This is a genomic window from Citrobacter sp. Cf132 (assembly GCF_030333885.1).
Classification (GTDB): Bacteria; Pseudomonadota; Gammaproteobacteria; order Enterobacterales; family Enterobacteriaceae; genus Citrobacter; species Citrobacter freundii.
In genome coordinates this window covers 20,510-42,670 of the sequence record NZ_JAOWFA010000031.1, presented here as the reverse complement: position 1 = coordinate 42,670, position 22,161 = coordinate 20,510, and the positions used below count along the sequence as shown (strand labels likewise).

The 22,161-nt window shown below is 52.6% G+C and carries 21 protein-coding genes; 6 read left to right on the top strand and 15 right to left on the bottom strand.

The window, feature by feature from the left end; all coding sequences use genetic code 11:
* Positions 1-30: 30 nt before the first annotated feature.
* The 5 genes from mnmE (at position 31) to OGV85_RS01755 (ending at position 5,197) form a co-directional block, all read left to right on the top strand.
* On the top strand, positions 31-1,395 hold the full coding sequence (gene mnmE / locus OGV85_RS01775; protein WP_003840593.1) for a tRNA uridine-5-carboxymethylaminomethyl(34) synthesis GTPase MnmE: 1,365 nt from the start codon (positions 31-33) through the stop codon (positions 1,393-1,395).
* 182 nt (positions 1,396-1,577) lie between these two features.
* A complete protein-coding gene (locus OGV85_RS01770; protein WP_003840591.1) occupies positions 1,578-2,759 on the top strand; it encodes an MFS transporter in 1,182 nt (393 codons plus the stop codon).
* The gene (yidZ, locus tag OGV85_RS01765; RefSeq protein WP_003023837.1) at positions 2,728-3,687 is read left to right on the top strand and encodes an HTH-type transcriptional regulator YidZ; all 960 of its coding nucleotides are present in this window, start codon (positions 2,728-2,730) and stop codon (positions 3,685-3,687) included. The genes OGV85_RS01770 and yidZ overlap by 32 nt, the downstream gene beginning before the upstream one ends.
* A gap of 166 nt (positions 3,688-3,853) precedes the next feature.
* Positions 3,854-4,600: a 4'-phosphopantetheinyl transferase family protein gene (locus OGV85_RS01760; protein ID WP_057063275.1), complete on the top strand. Its 747-nt coding sequence runs from the start codon at positions 3,854-3,856 to the stop codon at positions 4,598-4,600.
* A gap of 30 nt (positions 4,601-4,630) precedes the next feature.
* Positions 4,631-5,197 (top strand): NADPH-dependent FMN reductase, encoded by a 567-nt coding sequence (locus OGV85_RS01755; protein WP_003023832.1) that lies wholly within the window; start codon positions 4,631-4,633, stop codon positions 5,195-5,197.
* Positions 5,198-5,251: 54 nt separating this feature from the next.
* Here the strand turns inward: OGV85_RS01755 and adeP are convergent, their stop codons facing one another.
* A complete protein-coding gene (adeP, locus tag OGV85_RS01750) occupies positions 5,252-6,589 on the bottom strand; it encodes an adenine permease AdeP (protein ID WP_003023830.1) in 1,338 nt (445 codons plus the stop codon).
* Positions 6,590-6,756: 167 nt separating this feature from the next.
* Between adeP and yieH the strand changes: the two genes are divergently transcribed.
* The gene (gene yieH / locus OGV85_RS01745; RefSeq protein ID WP_016151219.1) at positions 6,757-7,422 is read left to right on the top strand and encodes a 6-phosphogluconate phosphatase; all 666 of its coding nucleotides are present in this window, start codon (positions 6,757-6,759) and stop codon (positions 7,420-7,422) included.
* A gap of 84 nt (positions 7,423-7,506) precedes the next feature.
* On the opposite strand, the gene phoU is transcribed toward yieH, so the two are convergent.
* The 14 genes from phoU to atpE form a co-directional block, all read right to left on the bottom strand.
* On the bottom strand, positions 7,507-8,232 hold the full coding sequence (phoU, locus tag OGV85_RS01740; RefSeq protein WP_003023824.1) for a phosphate signaling complex protein PhoU: 726 nt from the start codon (positions 8,230-8,232) through the stop codon (positions 7,507-7,509).
* A 14-nt stretch (positions 8,233-8,246) separates the two neighbouring features.
* Positions 8,247-9,020, bottom strand: a complete 774-nt coding sequence (gene pstB, locus OGV85_RS01735) for a phosphate ABC transporter ATP-binding protein PstB (protein ID WP_003023821.1) — start codon at positions 9,018-9,020, stop codon at positions 8,247-8,249.
* A 46-nt stretch (positions 9,021-9,066) separates the two neighbouring features.
* Positions 9,067-9,957: a phosphate ABC transporter permease PstA gene (gene pstA, locus OGV85_RS01730; protein ID WP_003023819.1), complete on the bottom strand. Its 891-nt coding sequence runs from the start codon at positions 9,955-9,957 to the stop codon at positions 9,067-9,069.
* On the bottom strand, positions 9,957-10,916 hold the full coding sequence (pstC, locus tag OGV85_RS01725; RefSeq protein ID WP_003023817.1) for a phosphate ABC transporter permease PstC: 960 nt from the start codon (positions 10,914-10,916) through the stop codon (positions 9,957-9,959). Before pstC ends, pstA begins: the two co-directional genes overlap by 1 nt.
* A 144-nt stretch (positions 10,917-11,060) precedes the next feature.
* Positions 11,061-12,101: a phosphate ABC transporter substrate-binding protein PstS gene (pstS, locus tag OGV85_RS01720; RefSeq protein WP_003023814.1), complete on the bottom strand. Its 1,041-nt coding sequence runs from the start codon at positions 12,099-12,101 to the stop codon at positions 11,061-11,063.
* Between the two features lie 334 nt (positions 12,102-12,435).
* Positions 12,436-14,265, bottom strand: a complete 1,830-nt coding sequence (gene glmS, locus OGV85_RS01715; RefSeq protein WP_061547769.1) for a glutamine--fructose-6-phosphate transaminase (isomerizing) — start codon at positions 14,263-14,265, stop codon at positions 12,436-12,438.
* Between the two features lie 224 nt (positions 14,266-14,489).
* Positions 14,490-15,860: a bifunctional UDP-N-acetylglucosamine diphosphorylase/glucosamine-1-phosphate N-acetyltransferase GlmU gene (glmU, locus tag OGV85_RS01710; RefSeq protein WP_003023811.1), complete on the bottom strand. Its 1,371-nt coding sequence runs from the start codon at positions 15,858-15,860 to the stop codon at positions 14,490-14,492.
* Positions 15,861-16,508: 648 nt separating this feature from the next.
* The gene (locus tag OGV85_RS01705; RefSeq protein ID WP_003023809.1) at positions 16,509-16,928 is read right to left on the bottom strand and encodes a F0F1 ATP synthase subunit epsilon; all 420 of its coding nucleotides are present in this window, start codon (positions 16,926-16,928) and stop codon (positions 16,509-16,511) included.
* Positions 16,929-16,948: 20 nt separating this feature from the next.
* Entirely contained in the window at positions 16,949-18,331 is a 1,383-nt protein-coding gene (atpD, locus tag OGV85_RS01700) for a F0F1 ATP synthase subunit beta (protein WP_003023806.1), read from the bottom strand.
* A gap of 26 nt (positions 18,332-18,357) precedes the next feature.
* On the bottom strand, positions 18,358-19,221 hold the full coding sequence (gene atpG, locus OGV85_RS01695; RefSeq protein WP_003023804.1) for a F0F1 ATP synthase subunit gamma: 864 nt from the start codon (positions 19,219-19,221) through the stop codon (positions 18,358-18,360).
* A 50-nt stretch (positions 19,222-19,271) separates the two neighbouring features.
* Positions 19,272-20,813, bottom strand: a complete 1,542-nt coding sequence (gene atpA, locus OGV85_RS01690; protein ID WP_003023802.1) for a F0F1 ATP synthase subunit alpha — start codon at positions 20,811-20,813, stop codon at positions 19,272-19,274.
* Positions 20,814-20,825: 12 nt separating this feature from the next.
* A complete protein-coding gene (atpH, locus tag OGV85_RS01685; protein ID WP_003023799.1) occupies positions 20,826-21,359 on the bottom strand; it encodes a F0F1 ATP synthase subunit delta in 534 nt (177 codons plus the stop codon).
* Positions 21,360-21,373: 14 nt separating this feature from the next.
* On the bottom strand, positions 21,374-21,844 hold the full coding sequence (gene atpF / locus OGV85_RS01680) for a F0F1 ATP synthase subunit B (protein ID WP_003023796.1): 471 nt from the start codon (positions 21,842-21,844) through the stop codon (positions 21,374-21,376).
* A gap of 59 nt (positions 21,845-21,903) precedes the next feature.
* A complete protein-coding gene (gene atpE, locus OGV85_RS01675) occupies positions 21,904-22,143 on the bottom strand; it encodes a F0F1 ATP synthase subunit C (protein ID WP_003023794.1) in 240 nt (79 codons plus the stop codon).
* Positions 22,144-22,161: the final 18 nt, after the last annotated feature.

Sequence of the window (22,161 nt, the reverse complement as noted above, 5' to 3'; positions counted from 1 at the left end):
CTTTTTTATTGCATTAAGAAGAGACAAACCATGAGCCATAACGACACCATCGTCGCTCAGGCCACCCCACCGGGACGTGGTGGCGTGGGTATCCTGCGTATCTCCGGCCTGAAGGCGCGTGAGGTCGCAGAAACCGTACTGGGGAAACTACCCAAACCGCGTTATGCCGATTATCTGCCGTTTAAAGACGCGGATGGCAGCACGCTGGATCAGGGGATTGCCCTGTGGTTCCCCGGCCCGAACTCCTTTACCGGCGAAGACGTTTTAGAGCTTCAGGGTCACGGAGGTCCGGTGATTCTTGACCTGCTGCTCAAACGTATTCTGACCATTCCCGGGCTGCGCATTGCCAGACCGGGTGAATTCTCCGAGCGCGCGTTTCTCAATGATAAGCTCGATTTAGCCCAGGCAGAGGCGATTGCCGACCTGATCGATGCCAGCTCGGAGCAAGCCGCTCGCTCGGCGCTGAACTCGTTGCAGGGTGCATTTTCCGCACGGGTAAATCATCTTGTGGAAGCGCTCACTCACCTACGCATCTATGTGGAAGCGGCGATCGACTTCCCGGATGAAGAAATCGACTTCCTGTCTGACGGCAAGATTGAAGCGCAGCTCAATAACGTTATCAGCGATCTTGATGCCGTACGTGCCGAAGCGCGTCAGGGTAGCCTGCTGCGCGAAGGGATGAAGGTAGTCATTGCCGGTCGCCCTAACGCCGGGAAATCAAGCCTGCTGAACGCGCTGGCAGGCCGTGAGGCGGCTATTGTGACCGACATTGCGGGGACGACTCGCGACGTACTGCGTGAGCATATTCATATCGACGGTATGCCGCTGCACATCATCGATACTGCCGGTTTGCGCGATGCCAGCGATGAAGTTGAACGCATTGGTATCGAACGTGCGTGGCAGGAAATCGAACAAGCCGACCGTGTGCTGTTTATGGTGGATGGCACCACCACCGATGCCGTGGACCCAGCTGACATCTGGCCAGACTTTATTGCCCGTCTGCCAGCCAAACTGCCGATTACCGTGGTACGTAACAAAGCGGATATTACCGGTGAGACGCTGGGCCTTAGCGAAGTAAATGGCCACTCACTGGTTCGTCTCTCCGCACGTACCGGTGAAGGCGTTGACGTACTGCGTAACCATCTCAAACAGAGTATGGGCTTTGAAACCAATATGGAAGGCGGCTTCCTGGCGCGTCGTCGTCACCTGCAGGCACTGGCAGAAGCGGCGGAGCATCTTGAGCAGGGTAAAGCCCAACTTCTCGGCGCATGGGCCGGAGAATTGCTGGCAGAGGAGCTACGTCTGGCGCAGCAGAACCTCAGTGAGATCACCGGGGAATTTACCTCCGACGATCTGCTGGGACGAATTTTCTCCAGTTTCTGTATTGGTAAGTAACGTTGTGTTGCCCGGTGGCGCGATGCTTGCCGGGCCTACAGGCCCTGTAGGCCGGATAAGGCGTTTACACCGCCATCCGGCAACAACAATTTCCCATGCGGAAATCACTGTTGTCCAAATGGCAACTCGTGCAGTTGACTCTCTGACCGTATGCTTAGCGCCACATTTCTCATGAGGTCGCTATGACACGCTTTCTAATCTGCAGTTTCGCCCTGGTTCTTCTTTATCCTGCCGGTATTGATATGTATCTGGTGGGGCTGCCCCGTATTGCGGCCGATCTACAGGCCAGCGAGGCGCAACTGCATATCGCGTTTTCGGTTTATCTGGCGGGAATGGCGACGGCGATGCTTTTCGCCGGAAAAGTTGCCGACCAGTCAGGACGTAAACCAGTCGCTATTGTCGGTGCACTCATCTTTATTTTCGCCTCTGCGCTGTGTTCATTTGCCGAGAGCGGTACGCCGTTCCTGGTAGGCCGCTTTATTCAGGGTGTGGGCGCCGGCTGCTGCTATGTGGTGGCTTTCGCTATTCTGCGCGATACGCTCGACGATCGTCGCCGGGCGAAGGTACTGTCGTTGTTGAACGGTATTACCTGTATCGTGCCGGTGCTGGCTCCGGTGATGGGGCATCTGATCATGCTCAAATACCCGTGGCAGAGCCTGTTCTACACGATGATGGGAATGGGTGTGGCTGTTTGCCTGCTGTCGGTGTTTGTCCTGCGAGAATCGCGCCCAGCAACGCTTATGGCGACGATGGAAAAGAACCACACAACCGAATCACTGGTAAACCGCTTTTTCTTAAGCCGTCTGGCCATTACCACCCTCAGCGTGTCGGTGATCCTGACCTTTGTGAATACGTCTCCGGTGCTGCTGATGGAAGTGATGGGCTTCGACCGCGGCGAGTACGCCACTACCATGGCCATGACCGCTGGCATCAGTATGGCGGTCTCTTTCTCTACGCCATTTGCTCTGAGCGTGTTTAAACCTCGCGTTATGATGCTGACCTCGCAGGTGCTGTTTCTGTGTGCTGGCGTGGTGTTAACCCTTGCTACTTCACACGCGGTAACGTTGTTCGGGTTAACCTTAATCTGCGCCGGATTCTCGGTCGGTTTCGGTGTTGCGATGAGCCAGGCGCTGGGACCGTTCTCGCTGCGCGCGGGCGTCGCCAGCTCGGCATTAGGTATTGCACAGGTTTGCGGTTCCTCGCTGTGGATTTGGCTGGCGGCTGTTCTTGGCCTTGATGCGCTGAATATGCTGATCGGGATTCTGATTGGCTGTAGCATAGTGAGTATCATGCTGATTATCACTGTTGCACCTAACCGGTCCGCGCCAACTCATGAAGAAATCCCTCAGCAGTCTCGATCTTAATTTATTGCTCTGCCTGCAGCTGTTGATGCAGGAACGCAGCGTCACTAAAACCGCTAAACGGATGAACGTCACACCGTCGGCGGTCAGTAAGTCGCTGTCGAAGCTGCGGGCCTGGTTTGACGATCCCTTGTTTGTGAACACCCCGCTGGGGCTATCGCCGACGCCGCTGATGGTCAGCATGGAGCAGAGCCTGGCTGAATGGATGCAGATGGGCAATCAGCTGCTCGATAAACCGCACCATGAATCGCCGCGCGGGCTGAAGTTTGATCTGGTGGCCGAAACGCCACTGGTGATGATCATGTTTAACGCGCTCTCCCGGCAGATTTACCAGCGCTATCCTCAGGCGACGATCAAAATACGCAACTGGGACTATGATTCGCTGGATGCCATTATTCGCGGTGAAGTGGATATTGGCTTCACCGGCCGCGAAAGTCATCCGCGTTCGCGCGAACTGCTGAGTTTGTTGCCATTGTCGATCGACCATGAAGTGCTGTTTTCCGATCTGCCCTGCGTCTGGCTACGTGAAGATCATCCCGCACTGCAGGAAGAGTGGAATCTGGACACCTTTCTGCGCTATCCGCACATCAGCATTAGCTGGGAGCAAAGCGATACCTGGGCGCTGGATGAAGTCCTGCAAGAAATGGGGCGCGCACGCAATATCGCGTTATGTCTGCCTGGTTTTGAGCAATCGCTGTTTATGGCAGCGCAGCCAGATCACGCGCTGATTGCCACCGCACCGGTTTATTGCCAGCGTTATAACCAACTCCATCAGCTTCCACTCGTTGCGCGGCCGATGCCATTTGATACGGCGCAACTGGAAAAAATGCGCGTACCGTTTACTCTTCTTTGGCATAAACGCAACAGCCACAATCCTAAGATCGTCTGGCTAAAAGACACGATCAAGGCGCTTTATCGCGATATATCCTGACGATCCGTCATTTTGGTGTTTCTAAATCGACCATTCTGGCAACAGAAATGTAAATATCGCGTAATGTATCCCATTTCCGCTTATTTTTTGGGCAGCAAAGCCTGCCCGGAAGCCGTGTAAATGTTACTCTGGTGATAATCACGGACCATTAATCACGGAGCGAAAAATGGCGACACATTTTGCCAGAGGGATTCTTACGGAGGGACACCTGGTTTCAGTTCGTCTCCCTACTCCATGTCACATTGAAGCAAGAGATCTACCCGCCCACCGCCGAACACGCTTCCTGGCCTCCCGAAGTCTTCTCGCCGAACTGATGTTCATGCTTTACGGCACCAGCACGTTACCTGAGATTGTTACTGAGGCGAAAGGTAAGCCCGTTTTTCGCGATAAGAATCTACCGGGATTTTCGATCTCTTATGCCGGAAATATCGTCGGCGTTGTGCTAACGACTGAAGGAACTTGCGGCCTGGATATGGAACTTCAGCGGGCAACCCGCGGGTTTAACAATCCAAATTCAGCGGAAACGTGGCGCTTCTCCAGTAACGAAAACCTGTGGATCAATAATCAAAACGACCCCAATGAAGCGCGCGCGCAGCTCATTACATTGCGCCAGAGCGTACTCAAACTCACTGGCGATGTATGCAATGACGATCCGCGCGAGCTCCAGCTTTTACCCGGCGCAGGACGACTGAAATGTGCCCATGTGGCGCAGGTTGAAGCCATTTGCGATGCGGAAGATGTACTGGTGTGGTCAGTTGCGGTTACGCCAACCATTGAAAAACTCAAGGTTTGGGAGTTTGATGGTAAACAGGACTGGAAAAGTTTGCCTGATATCCAGACTCGCGCCAATGAGCCAACGGGTCGTCTGATCCGGTTCTCTCAATTATGCGCAGCGAAAAGCCATACGCTTTGATTTAACCTTCATGATGAAACAGGAGTCACCATGTCTGAAACATTGAATGTTGTTACGTTACTGGGAAGTCTGCGCAAAGGTTCGTTTAATGGAATGGTTGCCCGTACACTGCCCAAGATTGCTCCCGCAGGAATGGAAGTGAGCGCGTTACCGTCGATTGGTGATATCCCACTGTACGATGCCGATCTCCAGCAGGAAGAAGGTTTTCCGGCCAGCGTAGAAGCACTGGCTGAGCAAATCAGAAAGGCTGACGGTGTCGTCATCGTCACACCTGAATATAACTATTCTGTTCCGGGCGGACTGAAGAACGCCATCGACTGGCTGTCTCGCCTGCCCGATCAGCCATTATCCGGCAAACCGGTGCTGATCCAGACCAGCTCCATGGGTGCCATTGGCGGCGCGCGCTGCCAGTACCATCTGCGTCAAATCCTGGTGTTCCTCGACGCCATGGTAATGAACAAGCCGGAATTTATGGGCGGGGTCATTCAAAACAAGGTGGATCCGCAGACGGGTGAAGTGATTGACCAAAGCACGCTGGACCATCTGACCGGCCAGTTGACCGCATTTGGCGACTACATCCAACGCGTGAAAGCCTAAAAGAAAACGCCCGCCAGCAACGATGCCTGGCGGGCAGTTGTCCAGACCGATATTTTAGTGCGCGTCGATAAACACAATCTTCAGTACAAACAGCAGCGCGACAACGATGACGCACGGGCTGAGATCGCGGAAACGTCCAGTACCGATTTTCATCACGCAGTAAGAGATAAAGCCCAGCGCAATACCTTCGGTAATTGAGAAGCTAAACGGCATCATCACAGCGGTAATAAACGCCGGAACCGCTTCAGTCAGATCATCCCACTTCACGCGTGACAGGCTTGATGTCATCAGCACGCCAACATAAATCAGCGCACCTGCTGCTGCATAGCCCGGTACCATACCCGCCAGCGGCGACAGGAAGATAACCAGCAGGAACAGCAGGCCAACGACGACTGCCGTCAGGCCGGTACGGCCACCAACCGACACCCCGGAAGAGGATTCAATATAGGCGGTAACGGAAGAGGTCCCGATAAACGCCCCGGTAACCGACGACACGCTATCCACATACAGCGCCTGCTTCATGCGTGGGAACTTGCCCTTCGCGTCCGCCAGACCGGCTTTATCCGTCACGCCAATCAGCGTACCGGAGGAGTCAAACAGGTTGACCAGCATGAACGAGAAAATCACACCCGCCAGGCCAATGTTAAACGAACCAGCCAGATCGACATGTCCGATAACGGACATCACGCTCGGCGGCGCAGAAACGATACCGTTGTAATGGACATCGCCCAGCATCCAGCCCAGCAGCGTGGTTACAATGATGGAAATCAGCACCGCCGCATGAATGTTACGTGACGCCAGAATCGCGATGATAAAGAAGCCCAGAATACCGAGAAGTACGCTGTGGGACGTCAGGTTACCGATAGACACCAGCGTGTCTTTGTTGGCGACGATAACACCTGCGTTTTTCAGCCCCATCATGCCGATGAACAGACCGATACCGCTGGTGATCCCTACGCGCAGGCTCACCGGGATATTGGCAATCATCCAGTAACGTACGCGGAAAATGGTCAGCAGCAGCAGACCTACCGCGCCCCAGAAGATAGCACCCATACCGATCTGCCATGACAGGCCCATCGCGCCGACGACCACGAAAGCGAAAAATGCGTTCAGGCCCATAGCAGGCGCAAGTGCGACCGGCAGGTTAGCAAATAGCCCCATCAGGATGCTACCAAAGGCAGCAATAAGGCAGGTGGTAACAAAGACGGCGCTGGTATCCATGCCAGCCACGCCAAGAATTTGCGGGTTAACAAAAACGATATACACCATCGTCAGGAAGGTGGTTAAACCGGCGATCACTTCGGTCCGTGCCGTCGTGCCATGTTCGCGCAGTTTGAACACGCGTTCCAGCATCCCCTGGCCAGAAGCCTGGGTTGTGTGTTGTTGACTCATTATCAATTTCCGAACAAGGAGGGAAAATTCGTCGCTATCCTATACCAAAATGCGACAATAGGGTTGGGTTATGAGCAACTTTTTTCATTGATTTTGCTTATACGGCAACGATTGCGTCGCCCAATAATGCATTACGAAAACGTTAAACTTGTTAAAACGGAAATGACATGTCCCAGATAGAAGCCGTATTTTTTGACTGTGACGGTACCCTTGTCGACAGTGAAGTGATTTGTTCTCGCGCGTATGTCAGCATGTTCCAGGCGTTTGGCATTACGCTCGATCTTGAAGAAATTTTCAAACGCTTCAAGGGGGTAAAGCTGTACGAGATCATCGACATTATCAACGAAGAGCACGGTGTCGAACTGGCAAAAGCCGATTTAGAACCGGTTTACCGCGCTGAGGTCGCACGTCTGTTCGATACCGAGCTGGAAGTCATTGCTGGTGCGAACACGCTGCTGGACAGCATGGCTGTGCCAATGTGCGTGGTGTCTAACGGTCCGGTCAGCAAAATGCAGCATTCGCTGGGTAAGCTGGGCATGTTGCACCATTTTCCTGATTTACTGTTCAGCGGCTACGATATCCAACGCTGGAAGCCCGATCCGGCCCTAATGTTCCATGCGGCAAAAGCAATGGACGTTAATGTTGAGAACTGCATTCTGGTTGATGATTCCAGCGCAGGCGCGCAGGCGGGGATTGCGGCGGGGATGGAAGTGTTCTACTTCTGCGCCGATCCGCATAACAAACCGATCGATCATCCAAAAGTCACGACCTTTACCGATCTGACACAGTTGCCGGAATTGTGGAAGGCACGGGGTTGGGATATTACCCGGTAATTTTTTGTAGGCCCGGTAAGCTTGCGCCACCGGGCAATTGCCGGATGGCGCTAACGCTTATCCGGCCTACTTTCTACGTTTTTATCACTCTTTAGGATCTTTGCCCGCCAGCAGCTTATCCAGCTCATCGCCGCCCACGTGACGGAAGTCTTGTCCCTTCACGAAATAGAAGATGTATTCGCAGATATTCTGGCAGCGGTCACCGATACGTTCGATGGAACGTGCGCAGAACAGCGCGGTCAGCACGCTTGGAATGGTACGTGGGTCTTCCATCATATAAGTCATCAGCTGACGCACGATGCCTTCATACTCCTGGTCGACTTTCTTATCTTCGCGATAAATACGTACCGCTTCGTCGAGATCCATACGCGCAAACGCATCCAACACGTCGTGCAGCATCTGCACGGTGTGACGACCCAGCGACTCCAGACTTACCAGCAGCGGCTGGTGCTGTTGCGAGAACTTCTCCAGCGCGGTGCGGCAAATTTTATCTGCCACGTCACCAATACGTTCCAGCTCAGCGATGGTTTTGATAATCGCCATCACCAGACGCAGGTCGCTCGCTGTCGGTTGACGCTTGGCGATGATACGCACGCAGGCTTCGTCGATCGCCACCTCCATCATGTTGACGTTCTTATCGCCTTCAATGACGCGCTTCGCCAGCTCGCTGTCCTGGTTGTGCATCGCCGTGATTGCATCAGAAAGCTGCTGCTCGACCATGCCGCCCATGGTCATCACCTGGGTACGGATGCTTTCCAGCTCTGCATTGAACTGGCCGGAAATATGTTTATTAAGGTTAAGGTTATCCACAACAAGCTCCTGAATCAGCCGTAACGACCGGTGATGTAATCTTCAGTTTGTTTCTTCGCGGGCTTGGTGAACAGATCGTCCGTGTTACTGAACTCAATCAACTCGCCCAGGTACATAAATGCCGTGTGATCGGAACAACGCGCAGCCTGCTGCATGTTGTGGGTAACGATAACGACGGTGTAATCCTCTTTCAGCTCAGTGATCAGCTCTTCGATACGCCCGGTAGAAATAGGGTCGAGCGCTGAACATGGCTCATCAAGCAGAAGCACTTCCGGGCGAATGGCGATGCCACGCGCAATACACAGTCGCTGCTGCTGACCACCCGAGAGAGAGTACCCGCTCTGGTGTAATTTATCTTTGGTTTCATTCCACAATGCGGCCTTGGTCAATGCCCACTGCACGCGTTCGTCCATATCCGCACGCGAGAGTTTCTCAAACAGACGTACGCCAAAAGCGATGTTGTCGTAGATGGACATCGGGAACGGCGTGGGCTTCTGGAATACCATGCCCACTTTGGCTCGCAGCAGAGCGATATCCTGGGTATTGGTGAGAATATTGTCGCCATCCAGCAGAATTTCACCTTCCGCACGCTGCTCCGGGTACAGTTCAAACATTTTGTTGAACGTACGCAGCAGCGTCGATTTACCACAGCCAGAAGGACCGATAAACGCCGTTACCTGGTTTTTAGCAATATCCAGGTTGATGTTCTTCAGGGCATGGAATTTGCCATAGTAGAAGTTCAAATCACGAACCTGAATTTTACCTGGGGCAGTATCAACCATACTCATTTCAATCTTTTCCTCATCCGGCGCCGCATCAGCCACGCCGTAAAAATTAACCGTGTTTCTTCTTCGCGAAAATGACGCGCGCCAGAATGTTCAGCAGCAGTACGCACAGGGTAATAATCAGTACCCCGGCCCAGGCCAGTTGCTGCCACTCAGCAAACGGGCTCATCGCAAACTTAAAGATAGTGACCGGCAGGTTGGCGATAGGCTGCATCATGTCGGTGCTCCAGAACTGGTTGGAGAGCGACGTAAACAGCAGCGGAGCCGTTTCACCTGCGATACGAGCAATTGCTAACAGAACACCTGTAATGATCCCCGAGACAGATGCCTTCAGGGTGATCGCAGAAATCATCTTCCATTTCGGCGTACCCAGTGCATAGGCGGCTTCACGCAGACTATCTGGCACCAGCTTGAGCATGTTCTCTGTGGTACGAATAACAATAGGCACCTGCAGCAGCGCCAGCGCGATCACGCCCGCCCAGCCGGAGAAATGCTCCATTTTTGCTACCACGATGGTGTAAACGAACAGACCGACCACGATAGATGGCGCAGAAAGCAGGATGTCATTGATAAATCGGATGACCTCAGCCAGCCAGGACTTACGCCCATACTCCGCCAGGTAGATACCCGCCATAATACCGAGCGGGGTACCAAACACGGTCGCCCACAGAATCAACAGACCGCTACCGGCCAGGGCGTTCGCCAAACCACCGCCCGCCGTATTCGGCGGCGGCGTCATTTCGGTGAACAGCGCCAGCGACATACCGTCAATACCGCGGGTGATCGTGGACATCAGGATCCAAATGAGCCAGAACAGACCGAACGCCATGGTCGCCATAGAGAGCGTCAGCGCGATGCGGTTTTTCAGACGACGACGCGCCTGCATTTTACGGCGGGATTCCGCAAGCTGAGCGGTGTTTTGCATTTCAAGCGTAGCCATTAGCGTGCCCCCTCGTTCTTCGCAAGGCGCATGATCATGAACTTAGACGCAGCCAGCACGATGAAGGTGATCACAAACAGAATCAGACCCAGCTCCATCAACGCTGCAACGTGCAGCCCAGATTCCGCTTCGGCAAATTCATTCGCCAGCGCAGAGGTAATACTGTTGCCCGGCATGTACAGCGAGGCGCTATCGAGCTGGTAGGTGTTACCGATGATAAAGGTCACCGCCATGGTTTCACCCAGCGCACGCCCCAGACCCAGCATCACGCCGCCAATTACACCGTTTTTAGTGAACGGCAGGACGATACGCCAGATAACTTCCCAGGTGGTACAGCCGATGCCGTAGGCCGACTCTTTCATCAGTACCGGCGTTTGTTCGAACACATCACGCATAACCGCCGCAATGTACGGGATGATCATTATGGCGAGGATCACGCCAGCCGCCAGAATACCGATACCAAAAGCTGGGCCGGAGAACAGTGCGCCAACAAACGGAATGTTGGAAAGGATGTTTCCGACCGGCTCCTGGAAATAAGTCGCAAACAGCGGGGCAAAGATAAACAGCCCCCACATGCCGTACACGATACTCGGAATTGCCGCCAGCAGTTCAATAGCGATGCCCAGCGGGCGACGCAGCCAGCCAGGTGCAAGTTCAGTCAGGAACAGCGCAATGCCGAAACTCACCGGAACGGCAATCAGCAGTGCAATAAGTGAGGTAACCAGCGTACCGTAAATCGGTACTAAAGCACCGTAGATATCGTTCGGCGCATCCCAGTCTTTGGTCCACAGAAAAGAGAAACCAAATTTCTGAATGCTTGGCCAGGAGGAGATAACCAGAGAGACAATAATGCCACCCAACATCAATAGCACAATCAGCGCAGCCAGTCTTACCAGCGCGCTGAAGATCATGTCACCCTTTTTACCCGGTGGGTTAAAAGCAGGCTTGGTTGCAGCCATAAATCACTCTTTAAGTTAAACGCGTTTACGAAGTTGCCCATGCCGGATGGCGCTACGCTTATCCGGCCTACAAAGCGGGCCTACAGTCGAAACCGTAGGGCGGATAAGCGTAGCGCCATCCGCCAACTCGTTAAAGATATTCTATTAGTACAGCGCTTTACCGCTGCTGTCTTTCACGTTGGTCTTCCATGCAGCACGAACCTGCTCAACCACGCTGTCCGGCAGGCTGGCGTAATCCAGGTCGTTAGCCTGTTTGCCGCCATTTTTGTACGCCCAGTCGAAGAACTTCAGCACTTCTGCGCTCTGCTCTGGTTTCTTCGACTCTTTATGGACCAGGATGAAGGTGGTGGAGGTGATTGGCCACGCGTCGTCACCTTTCTGGTTAGTCAGATCCTGAGCGAAGGTTTTGCTCCAGTCAGCGCCTTTTGCGGCGTTAGCAAAGCTCTCTTCTGTCGGGCTTACCGGTTTGCCATCAGCAGAGACCAGCTTGGTGTACGCCAGGTTGTTCTGCTTAGCGTAAGCGTACTCAACGTAACCGATAGAACCCGGCAGACGCTGTACGAACGCAGCGATACCGTCGTTACCTTTACCGCCCAGACCGGTCGGCCAGTTCACGGTAGAGCCGGAACCAATTTTAGATTTCCACTCTTCGTTTACTTTTGCCAGGTAGCTGGTGAAAACGAAGGAAGTACCGGAACCGTCAGCGCGACGCACAACGGCGATATTCTGTGAAGGCAGCTTCAGACCCGGGTTCAGTTTGGTGATGGCTTCATCATCCCACTTCTTAATTTTACCGAGGTAGATGTCACCCAGCGTTTTACCGTCCAGCACCAGCTCGCCGGATTTCAGGCCCGGGATATTCACAGCCAGCACTACGCCACCGATCACGGTCGGGAACTGGAACAGACCTTCTTGCGCCAGTTTTTCGTCAGACAGCGGTGCATCAGAAGCGCCGAAATCAACGGTATTGGCCGTAATTTGTTTTACACCACCGGAGGAGCCGATACCCTGGTAGTTTACTTTGCTACCGGTCTCTTTCTGATAGGTATCTGCCCATTTGGCATACACTGGCGCAGGGAAGGTTGCACCTGCACCTGTCAGGCTCGCTGCTGCAAACGCAGAGAACGCGCTCATGGATAAGGTCGCGGCGACAACAGTTGCGACAGTGGTACGCATAACTTTCATAATGTCTCCTGCACGGTTTTCGTAAATCGTTGTTTGAGTTGCTACTGTGAGCAAAATAGGACAAACAGGTGACAGTTAAATGTACGAAATATGACAGTTTTATGACAACGAAAAATACGGGAAGTTTTTTATCTAAAAACACATTCAAAACAAAAAGTTAGTCGCTATCATGACAATAACATTTCGTTAAAATTTTCTTTTTATGACACTGAAAACAGTAGTTGAAGATGACGGTTTGTCACATAAAACAGGCGGGATAATTGATTAAAAACAGAACAAGTTTAAAAAAATGCCCCGCTTGTAGCAGGGCATTTCCAGTTCAGTTAAGCACGGATTACTCTACGGTAACTGACTTCGCCAGGTTACGCGGCTGATCGACGTCGGTGCCTTTAATCAGTGCCACATGATACGCCAGCAGCTGCAGCGGAACAGTGTAGAAGATCGGTGCAATCACCTCTTCCACATGCGGCATCTCGATGATGTGCATGTTTTCGCTGCTGGTAAAGCCAGCATCCTGGTCAGCAAAGACGTACAGCTGACCGCCACGGGCGCGAACTTCTTCAATGTTGGATTTCAGTTTTTCCAACAATTCGTTGTTCGGCGCAACCACGATAACCGGCATATCGGCATCAATCAGCGCCAGCGGACCGTGTTTCAGTTCACCTGCGGCATAAGCTTCAGCGTGAATATAAGAGATCTCTTTCAGCTTCAGCGCGCCTTCCAGCGCAATTGGATACTGATCGCCACGGCCGAGGAACAGCGCATGGTGTTTATCAGAGAAACCTTCTGCCAGAGCGGCAATGCGTTTGTCCTGAGACAACATCTGCTCAATACGACTCGGCAGCGCCTGCAGACCGTGAACGATCTCCTGCTCAATAGACGCATCAAGGCCTTTCAGACGGGACAGTTTCGCCACCAGCATCAGCAGAACGGTCAGCTGAGTGGTAAATGCCTTCGTGGAGGCCACACCGATTTCGGTACCGGCATTGGTCATCATCGCCAGGTCAGATTCACGCACCAGAGAGGAGCCCGGAACGTTACAGATAGCCAGCGATCCCAGATAGCCCAGCTCTTTGGATAAGCGCAGGCCCGCCAGGGTATCCGCCGTTTCACCAGACTGAGAAAGGGTAATCATCAGGCTGTTACGACGCACGGCAGATTTGCGATAGCGGAATTCGGAAGCGATTTCGACATCACAAGGAATACCCGCCAGCGATTCAAACCAGTAACGGGACACCATACCGGAGTTGTACGACGTACCGCAGGCGATAATCTGGATATGCTCAACCTGAGACAGCAGCTCGTTGGCACGCGACCCCAGCTCGCTAAAATCCACTTCACCGTGGTTAATGCGCCCGGTCAGCGTATTTTTAATCGCGTTCGGCTGTTCGTAGATCTCTTTCTGCATGTAGTGGCGATAAATACCTTTTTCGCCCGCGTCATACTGCAGATTCGATTCGATATCCTGACGTTTCACTTCTGCGCCAGACTTGTCGAAAATAGAGACAGAACGACGAGTCACTTCCGCGATGTCACCCTCTTCCAGGAAGATGAAGCGACGGGTTACCGGCAGCAGCGCCAGCTGATCGGAAGCGATGAAGTTTTCGCCCATACCCAGACCAATCACCAGCGGGCTACCAGAACGGGCCGCCAGCAGGGTTTCCGGATTACGGGTATCCATGATCACCGTGCCGTAGGCACCGCGCAGCTGCGAAATAGTACGCAGCACGGCTTCACGCAGCGTTCCACCCTGTTCCAGTTCCCAGTGCACCAGGTGAGCAATCACTTCGGTGTCGGTTTCAGAAACAAAGGTATAGCCACGCGTTTTCAACAGCTCACGCAGTGGTTCATGGTTTTCAATGATGCCGTTATGCACCACAACAATGTGTTCAGAAACATGGGGATGCGCGTTCGCTTCTGAAGGTTCACCGTGTGTCGCCCAGCGGGTGTGAGCGATACCTGTACCACCATGCAACGGATGTTCTTCCGCAGCAGCAGTCAGCATCTGCACTTTACCCAGACGACGCAGACGGGTCATGTTACCTTCAGCATCGACGACGGCCAGACCAGCAGAGTCATAACCACGATATTCCAGACGACGTAAACCTTCGAGAAGGATTTCAGCTACATCACGCTGCGCGATAGCGCCAACAATTCCACACATATTTTTTGATTCCGAATTTAGGCATTATGCCTGTCGTTGTCGCTGACCTGTATTTGCCCATTTCGGGCGCCCCGAGCCTTGTAGAGAGTGGGGTTATTTTTATGGTACTGCTTGTTGAGCGGAGGATTATGTTATCCCCTCATCTCTTGTGTGCCTGATGGCGCTTACGCTTATCAGGCCTACAGAACGTCACCGCACGTAGGCCGCCATCCGGCAAAAATCACTTACTTCTTCTTCACCGGACGCTGCCAGCCCTGTTTATGGACCTGAGGTACACGGCTTAATACCAGTTCGTTATCGGCGACATTACGCGTTACGGTGGTTCCGGCGGCGATCGTTGCACCTTTACCCACGGTGACAGGCGCCACCAGCTGAGTATCAGAACCCACAAACACATCATCACCAATAATGGTTTTAAACTTATTGGCGCCATCGTAGTTGCAGGTAATCGTACCCGCGCCGATATTCACGTTATCGCCAATTTCCGCATCGCCCAGGTAGGTCAAATGACCGGCTTTGGAGCCTTTACCCAGACGCGCTTTTTTCATTTCGACGAAGTTACCCACGTGTGCGCCTTCCTGCAGCTCAGCACCCGGGCGCAGACGTGCGAATGGACCAATGGTGCAAGCGGCTTCCAGATGGGCATCTTCCACCACACTGTATGGGCTAAGCTCGCAACCCTCACCAATCACGCTGTTTTTGATGATGCAACCGGCGCCAATCTTGACGCGATCCCCAACGGTTACGTTACCTTCAATGATAACGTTAGTATCAATTTCAACATCGCGCCCGTGAATAAGCGTACCGCGAAGATCAAAACGTGCCGGATCGCGCAGCATCACGCCTGCCAGCAGCAGTTTTTCTGCCTGCTCGGACTGATAAACACGTTCCAGACGGGATAGCTGAAGACGGTTATTCACCCCTTCAGTTTCGCTAATGCGTGCCGGATGTACTGCAGCAATTTCACGTCCTTCCTGATACGCCATCGCGATGATATCGGTGATGTAGTATTCACCCTGCACGTTGTTGTTGGTCAGTTTAGACAGCCAACGCTTCATGTCAGCGCCGTTGGCAATCAGGATACCAGTGTTTATTTCCTGGATTTGACGCTGCTCGTCGGTGGCATCTTTATGCTCAACGATACCCGTGACATTGCCGTTATCGCGGGTAATTCGGCCATAACCGGTTGGGTCATCAAGTTTTACCGTTAGCAAGCCAATGCCGCCCTGCGGTTTGGCTTCACGCAGGCGACGTAAGGTATCGGTAGAGATCAGCGGCACATCGCCATAGAGCATTAAAATGTCTTCATCATCACCAAAGAATGGCGCCGCCTGCTGCATTGCATGGCCGGTACCCAACTGTTCCGCCTGCAGAACCCAGTTCAGATTGCCATCTTTCAGCGTCTGCTTGAGCAAATCACCACCGTGCCCGTAGACCAGATGTACGTGAGTCGCACCTAATTCATTAGCAGCATCAATGACATGCTGAACCATCGGTTTTCCTGCGAGGGTATGCAGCACTTTAGGGAGATCGGAATACATACGCGTGCCTTTGCCTGCGGCAAGGATCACGACGCTCATAGCTTTATTCAACATACACGTCCTGACTGTAATTTGAGAACGAATTTATACCGTTTCACATTGAAAATACTACATTTTTTTCATCGTGAAATGGACCGAAGATAAAACGTTCAACAGGGGTAATTCCCCATCTGATAACTCACTATTTTCGTCTAAATCAGTGTCTTTTGTCTGCCAAAAACCTGGGGTCTGCTCTTATTAAAGCCTTAGGTTAATGTTTTTGCTATTTTTTTACCGCATGAATAAAGAGTTACACATGCAAAGCCCGATTTTATTTATGTGATTCAGTGAGAAACCGAAAATGCGTACGCGAAATAAAAAGTTGAGGGAGAAGAGTAGGGGGAGGGGATTTATAACAACAAGTGGCGCTGACTGATAAACCATATCAAGCATAGCGCCACAGGACAGGCAGGTAAAGTCTAAAAGCTCATATTGCTGAACATGGCGATGATTTTATTGAGTAATTTCATGTTGGCATCTCTTTTTATCTGATTTTATTATGTGACATACATCACACAAAAAGAGTCTACGCCGCATTTTTTAGCCAATCAATATTTTTATGATCTAAATCACAAAACAGTTTTCAATTTAAATGTTCTTGCAGCAAAAGCAAAAAAAGCCAGCCTGGAAACCAGACTGGCCTTTGTGCTTTTCAAGCCGGTGTTACATCGCTTTTTTGGTCAACTCGATTACGCGCAGTTTCGCGATCGCTTTGGCCAGTTCCGCAGATGCCTGAGCGTAATCCACGTCACCATGAGAGCTCTTGATGTGCTCTTCAGCCTTACGCTTCGCTTCCAGGGCTCTCGCTTCATCGAGATCCTGTCCGCGAATCGCGGTATCAGCCAGAACGGTCACGCTGCCAGGCTGCACTTCGAGAATGCCGCCGGACAGGTAGATAAACTCTTCATGACCGAACTGTTTAACGATGCGGATCATACCAGGCTTAATGGCGGTGAGCAGCGGTGCGTGACCAGGGAAAATACCCAGTTCACCTTCACTACCCGTTACCTGGATTTTCTCGACCAGACCAGAGAACATTTGTTGCTCTGCGCTGACGACGTCCAGGTGGTAAGTCATTGCCATATCACCCTCCGATTAAGGCGTTAAAGTTTTTTGGCTTTTTCCACGGCTTCGTCGATAGAACCAACCATGTAGAACGCCTGCTCTGGCAGGTGGTCGTATTCGCCTTCCATGATGCCTTTAAAGCCACGGATGGTGTCTTTCAGGGAAACGTATTTGCCCGGAGAACCGGTGAATACTTCCGCAACGAAGAACGGCTGGGACAGGAAGCGCTGAATCTTACGTGCGCGTGCTACCACCAGTTTATCTTCTTCAGACAGTTCATCCATACCCAGGATGGCGATGATGTCTTTCAGTTCCTGATAACGCTGCAGCAGGGACTGTACGCCACGCGCGGTGTCGTAGTGTTCCTGACCAACAACCAGCGGATCCAGCTGACGGCTGGTGGAGTCCAGCGGGTCAACTGCCGGGTAGATACCCAGAGATGCGATCTGACGGCTCAGTACCACGGTTGCATCCAAGTGAGCAAAGGTGGTTGCTGGGGATGGGTCAGTCAAGTCATCCGCTGGTACGTATACCGCCTGAACGGAGGTGATAGAACCGGTTTTGGTGGAGGTGATACGTTCCTGCAGAACACCCATCTCTTCCGCCAGGGTCGGCTGGTAGCCTACCGCTGATGGCATACGACCCAGCAGTGCAGATACTTCTGTACCGGCCAGGGTGTAACGATAGATGTTATCAACGAACAGCAGAACGTCACGACCTTCGTCACGGAACTTCTCAGCCATGGTCAGACCGGTCAGCGCAACACGCAGACGGTTTCCCGGCGGCTCGTTCATCTGGCCATATACCAGGGATACTTTGTCCAGAACGTTGGAGTCGGTCATTTCGTGGTAGAAGTCGTTACCCTCACGAGTACGTTCACCTACGCCCGCAAACACGGAGTAACCGGAGTGTTCGATCGCGATGTTACGGATCAGCTCCATCATGTTTACGGTTTTACCTACACCCGCACCACCGAACAGACCAACTTTACCGCCCTTAGCGAACGGACACATCAGGTCGATAACTTTGATACCGGTTTCCAGCAGTTCCTGAGAGCTTGACAGCTCTTCGTAGGAAGGTGCTGCACGGTGGATAGCCCAACGCTCTTCTTCACCGATATCGCCTTTCATGTCGATCGGGTGACCCAGGACGTTCATGATACGACCCAGCGTTGCTTTACCTACCGGGACTTCGATCGGGTGCTCGAGGTCTTTAACTTCCAGACCACGACGCAGACCGTCAGAAGAACCCATGGCGATGGTACGTACGATACCGCCGCCGAGCTGCTGCTGAACTTCCAGCACCAGGCTCTCTTTACCATTCATAACCTCAAGAGCATCGTACACGCGCGGTACGGCATCCTGAGGGAATTCGACGTCAACCACGGCGCCGATTACCTGGACAATTTTTCCAGTAGCCATCTTGAATCCTCTACGAATTAACCTGGTTATACCGCGGATGCACCACCGACGATTTCGGTGAGTTCCTGAGTAATGCTGGCCTGACGAGCTTTGTTGTATACCAACTGCAGCTCTTTAATCAGGCTGCCGCCATTGTCGGTCGCGGCTTTCATCGCCACCATACGTGCGGCCTGCTCGCTGGCCAGGTTTTCTACCACGCCCTGATAAACCTGAGACTCGACATAACGACGCAGCAGGGTATCCAGCAGCGCTTTCGGGTCTGGCTCATACAGGTAATCCCAGGATTTACGCTTCAATTCATCATCATCTGATGCCGGCAGAGGCAGCAGTTGGGTGATGGTTGGCGTCTGAGACATGGTGTTAATAAATTTGTTGCTGACAACGTACAGTCTGTCCAGGCGACCTTCATCGTAGGCCTGCAGCATCACTTTAACCGGACCGATCAGTTCGGACAGGGAAGGGTTATCCCCCATACCGGTTACCTGAGCAATCACATTACCGCCAACGGAGTTAAAGAAAGACACGCCCTTAGAGCCGATCATTGCGATATCGCACTGAACGCCTTTATCGGACCATGTTTTCATATCCGCCAGCAGCTTTTTGAACAGGTTAATGTTCAAGCCACCGCACAGACCACGGTCGGTCGACACCACCAGGTAGCCCACGCGTTTAACGTCGCGTTCTTCCAGGTAAGGGTGCTTATATTCCAGATTACCATTCGCAAGGTGACCAATCACTTTGCGCATGGTCTCTGCATAAGGACGGCTGGCCGCCATGCGATCCTGCGATTTACGCATTTTGGAAGCGGCGACCATCTCCATCGCTTTAGTGATCTTCTGCGTGTTCTGGACGCTTGCGATCTTACTACGTATCTCTTTTGCGCCGGCCATGAGCTTCTCCTCAATGCCTTGCGGTCCACCCTAAAGCAGACCGCCAGACGTTACCAGGACTGGGTTGCCTTGAAGGAATCGAGGATAGCTTTCAGCTTGCCTTCGATTTCATCGTTATAGCCACCGGACTGGTTGATCTCTTGCATCAGCGGAGCGTGGTCACGGTCAACGTAAGCCAGCAGAGCGGCTTCGAAGCTACCGATTTTCGCCAGTTCCACATCTTCGAGGTAACCGCGTTCAGCCGCGAACAGCACCACACCCTGCTGTGCAACAGACATTGGCGCATACTGTTTCTGCTTCAGCAGTTCAGTTACTTTCTGACCGTGGCTCAGCTGCTTACGAGTAGCTTCATCCAGGTCGGAAGCGAACTGAGAAAACGCTGCCAGTTCACGATACTGCGCCAGTGCGGTACGAATACCACCGGACAGTTTCTTGATGATCTTGGTCTGCGCTGCACCACCAACACGAGATACGGAGATACCCGGGTTAACTGCCGGACGAATACCGGAGTTAAACAGGTTGGTTTCCAGGAAGATCTGACCATCGGTAATGGAAATTACGTTGGTCGGAACGAACGCAGAAACGTCACCCGCCTGGGTTTCGATAATCGGCAGAGCGGTCAGGGAGCCGGTTTTACCTTTAACTTCACCATTGGTGAACTTCTCAACGTATTCCGCGTTTACGCGGGATGCGCGTTCCAGCAGACGGGAGTGGAGGTAAAATACGTCGCCCGGGAATGCTTCACGTCCTGGTGGACGACGCAGCAGCAGGGAAACCTGACGGTAAGCAACAGCCTGTTTAGACAGGTCATCGTAAACGATCAGTGCATCTTCACCGCGGTCACGGAAGTATTCGCCCATTGCGCAACCGGCATATGGTGCCAGGTATTGCAGTGCAGCAGATTCAGACGCGGTCGCCACAACAACGATGGTGTTGGACAGCGCGCCGTGTTCTTCCAGTTTACGAACCACGTTAGAAATGGTGGACGCTTTCTGGCCGATAGCCACGTACACACATTTGATGCCGGAATCACGCTGGTTGATGATGGCATCGATTGCCATCGCGGTTTTACCTGTCTGACGGTCACCGATGATCAGCTCACGCTGGCCACGACCGATTGGGATCATGGCATCAACAGATTTATAACCGGTCTGCACTGGCTGGTCGACGGACTGACGTTCGATTACGCCTGGTGCGATAACTTCGATTGGCGAGAAGCCATCGTTATCAACCGGACCTTTACCGTCAATCGGGGAACCCAGAGTGTTCACCACACGACCCAGCAGGCCACGGCCAACCGGAACTTCCAGAATACGACCCGTACACTTAACCTTCATGCCTTCGGCGAGGTCAGCGTATGGACCCATCACAACTGCACCTACGGAGTCGCGCTCCAGGTTCAGTGCGATAGCGTAACGGTTACCCGGCAGGGAAATCATCTCACCCTGCATACAATCGGCCAGGCCGTGAATGCGGATAACACCGTCACTTACAGAAACAATAGTACCTTCGTTGTGAGCTTCGCTCACAACATTGAACTGAGCAATGCGCTGCTTGATCAGTTCGCTGATTTCGGTGGAATTCAGTTGCATGCTCCAGTCCCCTTAAGACTGCAAGACGTCTGCAAGGCGTTCAAGACGGCCGCGTACGCTGCCATCAATGACCATATCACCCGCTCGGATGATTACGCCTGCCATTACAGACTTATCGATTTTGCAATTCAGCTTAACTTTGCGTGACAGACGTTTTTCCATCGCTGCGCTAATCTTCTTAAGCTGTTCATCACTCAGTGCATTGGCAGAAGTAACTTCTACCTCAGAGATAGCCTCACTGGCTGCACGCAGGTGAATAAACTGCTCAAGAACATCCGGGAGCGCATTCAGACGGTTATTTTCAGCCATTACCCGAATCAGGTTTTGGCCGCTTTCGTCCAGTTGCTCACCGCATACGGCGATAAACGACTCAGCGAGCGTTTCCGGCGCCAGCGCGCCAGAGAGAAGCTCTGCCATTTGTTCGTTTTTTGTCACCTCAGCGGCAAACATCAGCATATCCTGCCAACGGTCAACGCTTTGGTGCTCAACGGCAAAGTCAAAAGCTGCTTTGGCGTAGGGGCGAGCTACCGTAACAAATTCAGACATCAGCCCCTCCCTCCTTACAGTTCAGCGACAAGTTTGTCCACGATGTCGCTATTAGCAGCTTCATCCACGGAACGTTCGATGATCTTCTCGGCGCCAGCAACAGCCAGGATAGCAACTTGCTTACGCAGCTCTTCGCGAGCACGTTTACGCTCGGCTTCAATTTCCGCCTGCGCCTGTGCCACGATTTTAGTACGTTCCTGCTCTGCTTCAGTTTTAGCTTCGTCCAGGATCTGAGCACGGCGTTTGTTCGCCTGCTCGATGATTACCTGAGCTTCCGCCTTCGCTTTTTTCAGCTGGTCGGTCGCGCTGGCCTTTGCAAGGTCAAGATCCTTATGTGCTCGTTCTGCAGAAGCAAGGCCGTCAGCAATTTCTTTTTGACGTTTTTCGATGGCAGCCATTAAAGGCGGCCATACGTACTTCATGCAGAACAGAACGAACAGGACAAACGCGATGGCCTGGCCGAGGATTGTTGCGTTAAGATTCACAGCACAATGCCTCTATCTAGTTAACGTTCTGATATTGCTCTTAATTCAAGCAACGCTTACTACGCGACAGCAAACATCACGTACAGACCCAGACCTACAGCGATCATTGGGATTGCATCCACCAGACCCATAACGATAAAGAACTGAGTACGCAGCAGAGGAATCAGATCCGGTTGACGCGCTGCGCCTTCCAGGAATTTACCCCCGAGGATGCCGATACCGATCGCAGCACCGATTGCCGCCAGACCCATCATCACAGCGGCAGCAATGTACAGCAGATCCATATTCAGGTTTTCCATGACAGTCTCCAGTTTGTT

Excerpts from the sequence above, each read along its gene's own strand:
- mnmE (WP_003840593.1), top strand. The coding sequence starts at position 31 with ATGAGCCATAACGACACCATCGTCGCTCAGGCCACCCCACCGGGACGT.
- OGV85_RS01770 (WP_003840591.1), top strand. The coding sequence starts at position 1,578 with ATGACACGCTTTCTAATCTGCAGTTTCGCCCTGGTTCTTCTTTATCCT.
- yidZ (WP_003023837.1), top strand. The coding sequence starts at position 2,728 with ATGAAGAAATCCCTCAGCAGTCTCGATCTTAATTTATTGCTCTGCCTG.
- OGV85_RS01760 (WP_057063275.1), top strand. The coding sequence starts at position 3,854 with ATGGCGACACATTTTGCCAGAGGGATTCTTACGGAGGGACACCTGGTT.
- OGV85_RS01755 (WP_003023832.1), top strand. The coding sequence starts at position 4,631 with ATGTCTGAAACATTGAATGTTGTTACGTTACTGGGAAGTCTGCGCAAA.
- adeP (WP_003023830.1), bottom strand. The coding sequence starts at position 6,589 with ATGAGTCAACAACACACAACCCAGGCTTCTGGCCAGGGGATGCTGGAA.
- yieH (WP_016151219.1), top strand. The coding sequence starts at position 6,757 with ATGTCCCAGATAGAAGCCGTATTTTTTGACTGTGACGGTACCCTTGTC.
- pstB (WP_003023821.1), bottom strand. The coding sequence starts at position 9,020 with ATGAGTATGGTTGATACTGCCCCAGGTAAAATTCAGGTTCGTGATTTG.
- pstA (WP_003023819.1), bottom strand. The coding sequence starts at position 9,957 with ATGGCTACGCTTGAAATGCAAAACACCGCTCAGCTTGCGGAATCCCGC.
- pstC (WP_003023817.1), bottom strand. The coding sequence starts at position 10,916 with ATGGCTGCAACCAAGCCTGCTTTTAACCCACCGGGTAAAAAGGGTGAC.
- pstS (WP_003023814.1), bottom strand. The coding sequence starts at position 12,101 with ATGAAAGTTATGCGTACCACTGTCGCAACTGTTGTCGCCGCGACCTTA.
- glmS (WP_061547769.1), bottom strand. The coding sequence starts at position 14,265 with ATGTGTGGAATTGTTGGCGCTATCGCGCAGCGTGATGTAGCTGAAATC.
- glmU (WP_003023811.1), bottom strand. The coding sequence starts at position 15,860 with ATGTTGAATAAAGCTATGAGCGTCGTGATCCTTGCCGCAGGCAAAGGC.
- OGV85_RS01705 (WP_003023809.1), bottom strand. The coding sequence starts at position 16,928 with ATGGCAATGACTTACCACCTGGACGTCGTCAGCGCAGAGCAACAAATG.
- atpD (WP_003023806.1), bottom strand. The coding sequence starts at position 18,331 with ATGGCTACTGGAAAAATTGTCCAGGTAATCGGCGCCGTGGTTGACGTC.
- atpG (WP_003023804.1), bottom strand. The coding sequence starts at position 19,221 with ATGGCCGGCGCAAAAGAGATACGTAGTAAGATCGCAAGCGTCCAGAAC.
- atpA (WP_003023802.1), bottom strand. The coding sequence starts at position 20,813 with ATGCAACTGAATTCCACCGAAATCAGCGAACTGATCAAGCAGCGCATT.
- atpH (WP_003023799.1), bottom strand. The coding sequence starts at position 21,359 with ATGTCTGAATTTGTTACGGTAGCTCGCCCCTACGCCAAAGCAGCTTTT.
- atpE (WP_003023794.1), bottom strand. The coding sequence starts at position 22,143 with ATGGAAAACCTGAATATGGATCTGCTGTACATTGCTGCCGCTGTGATG.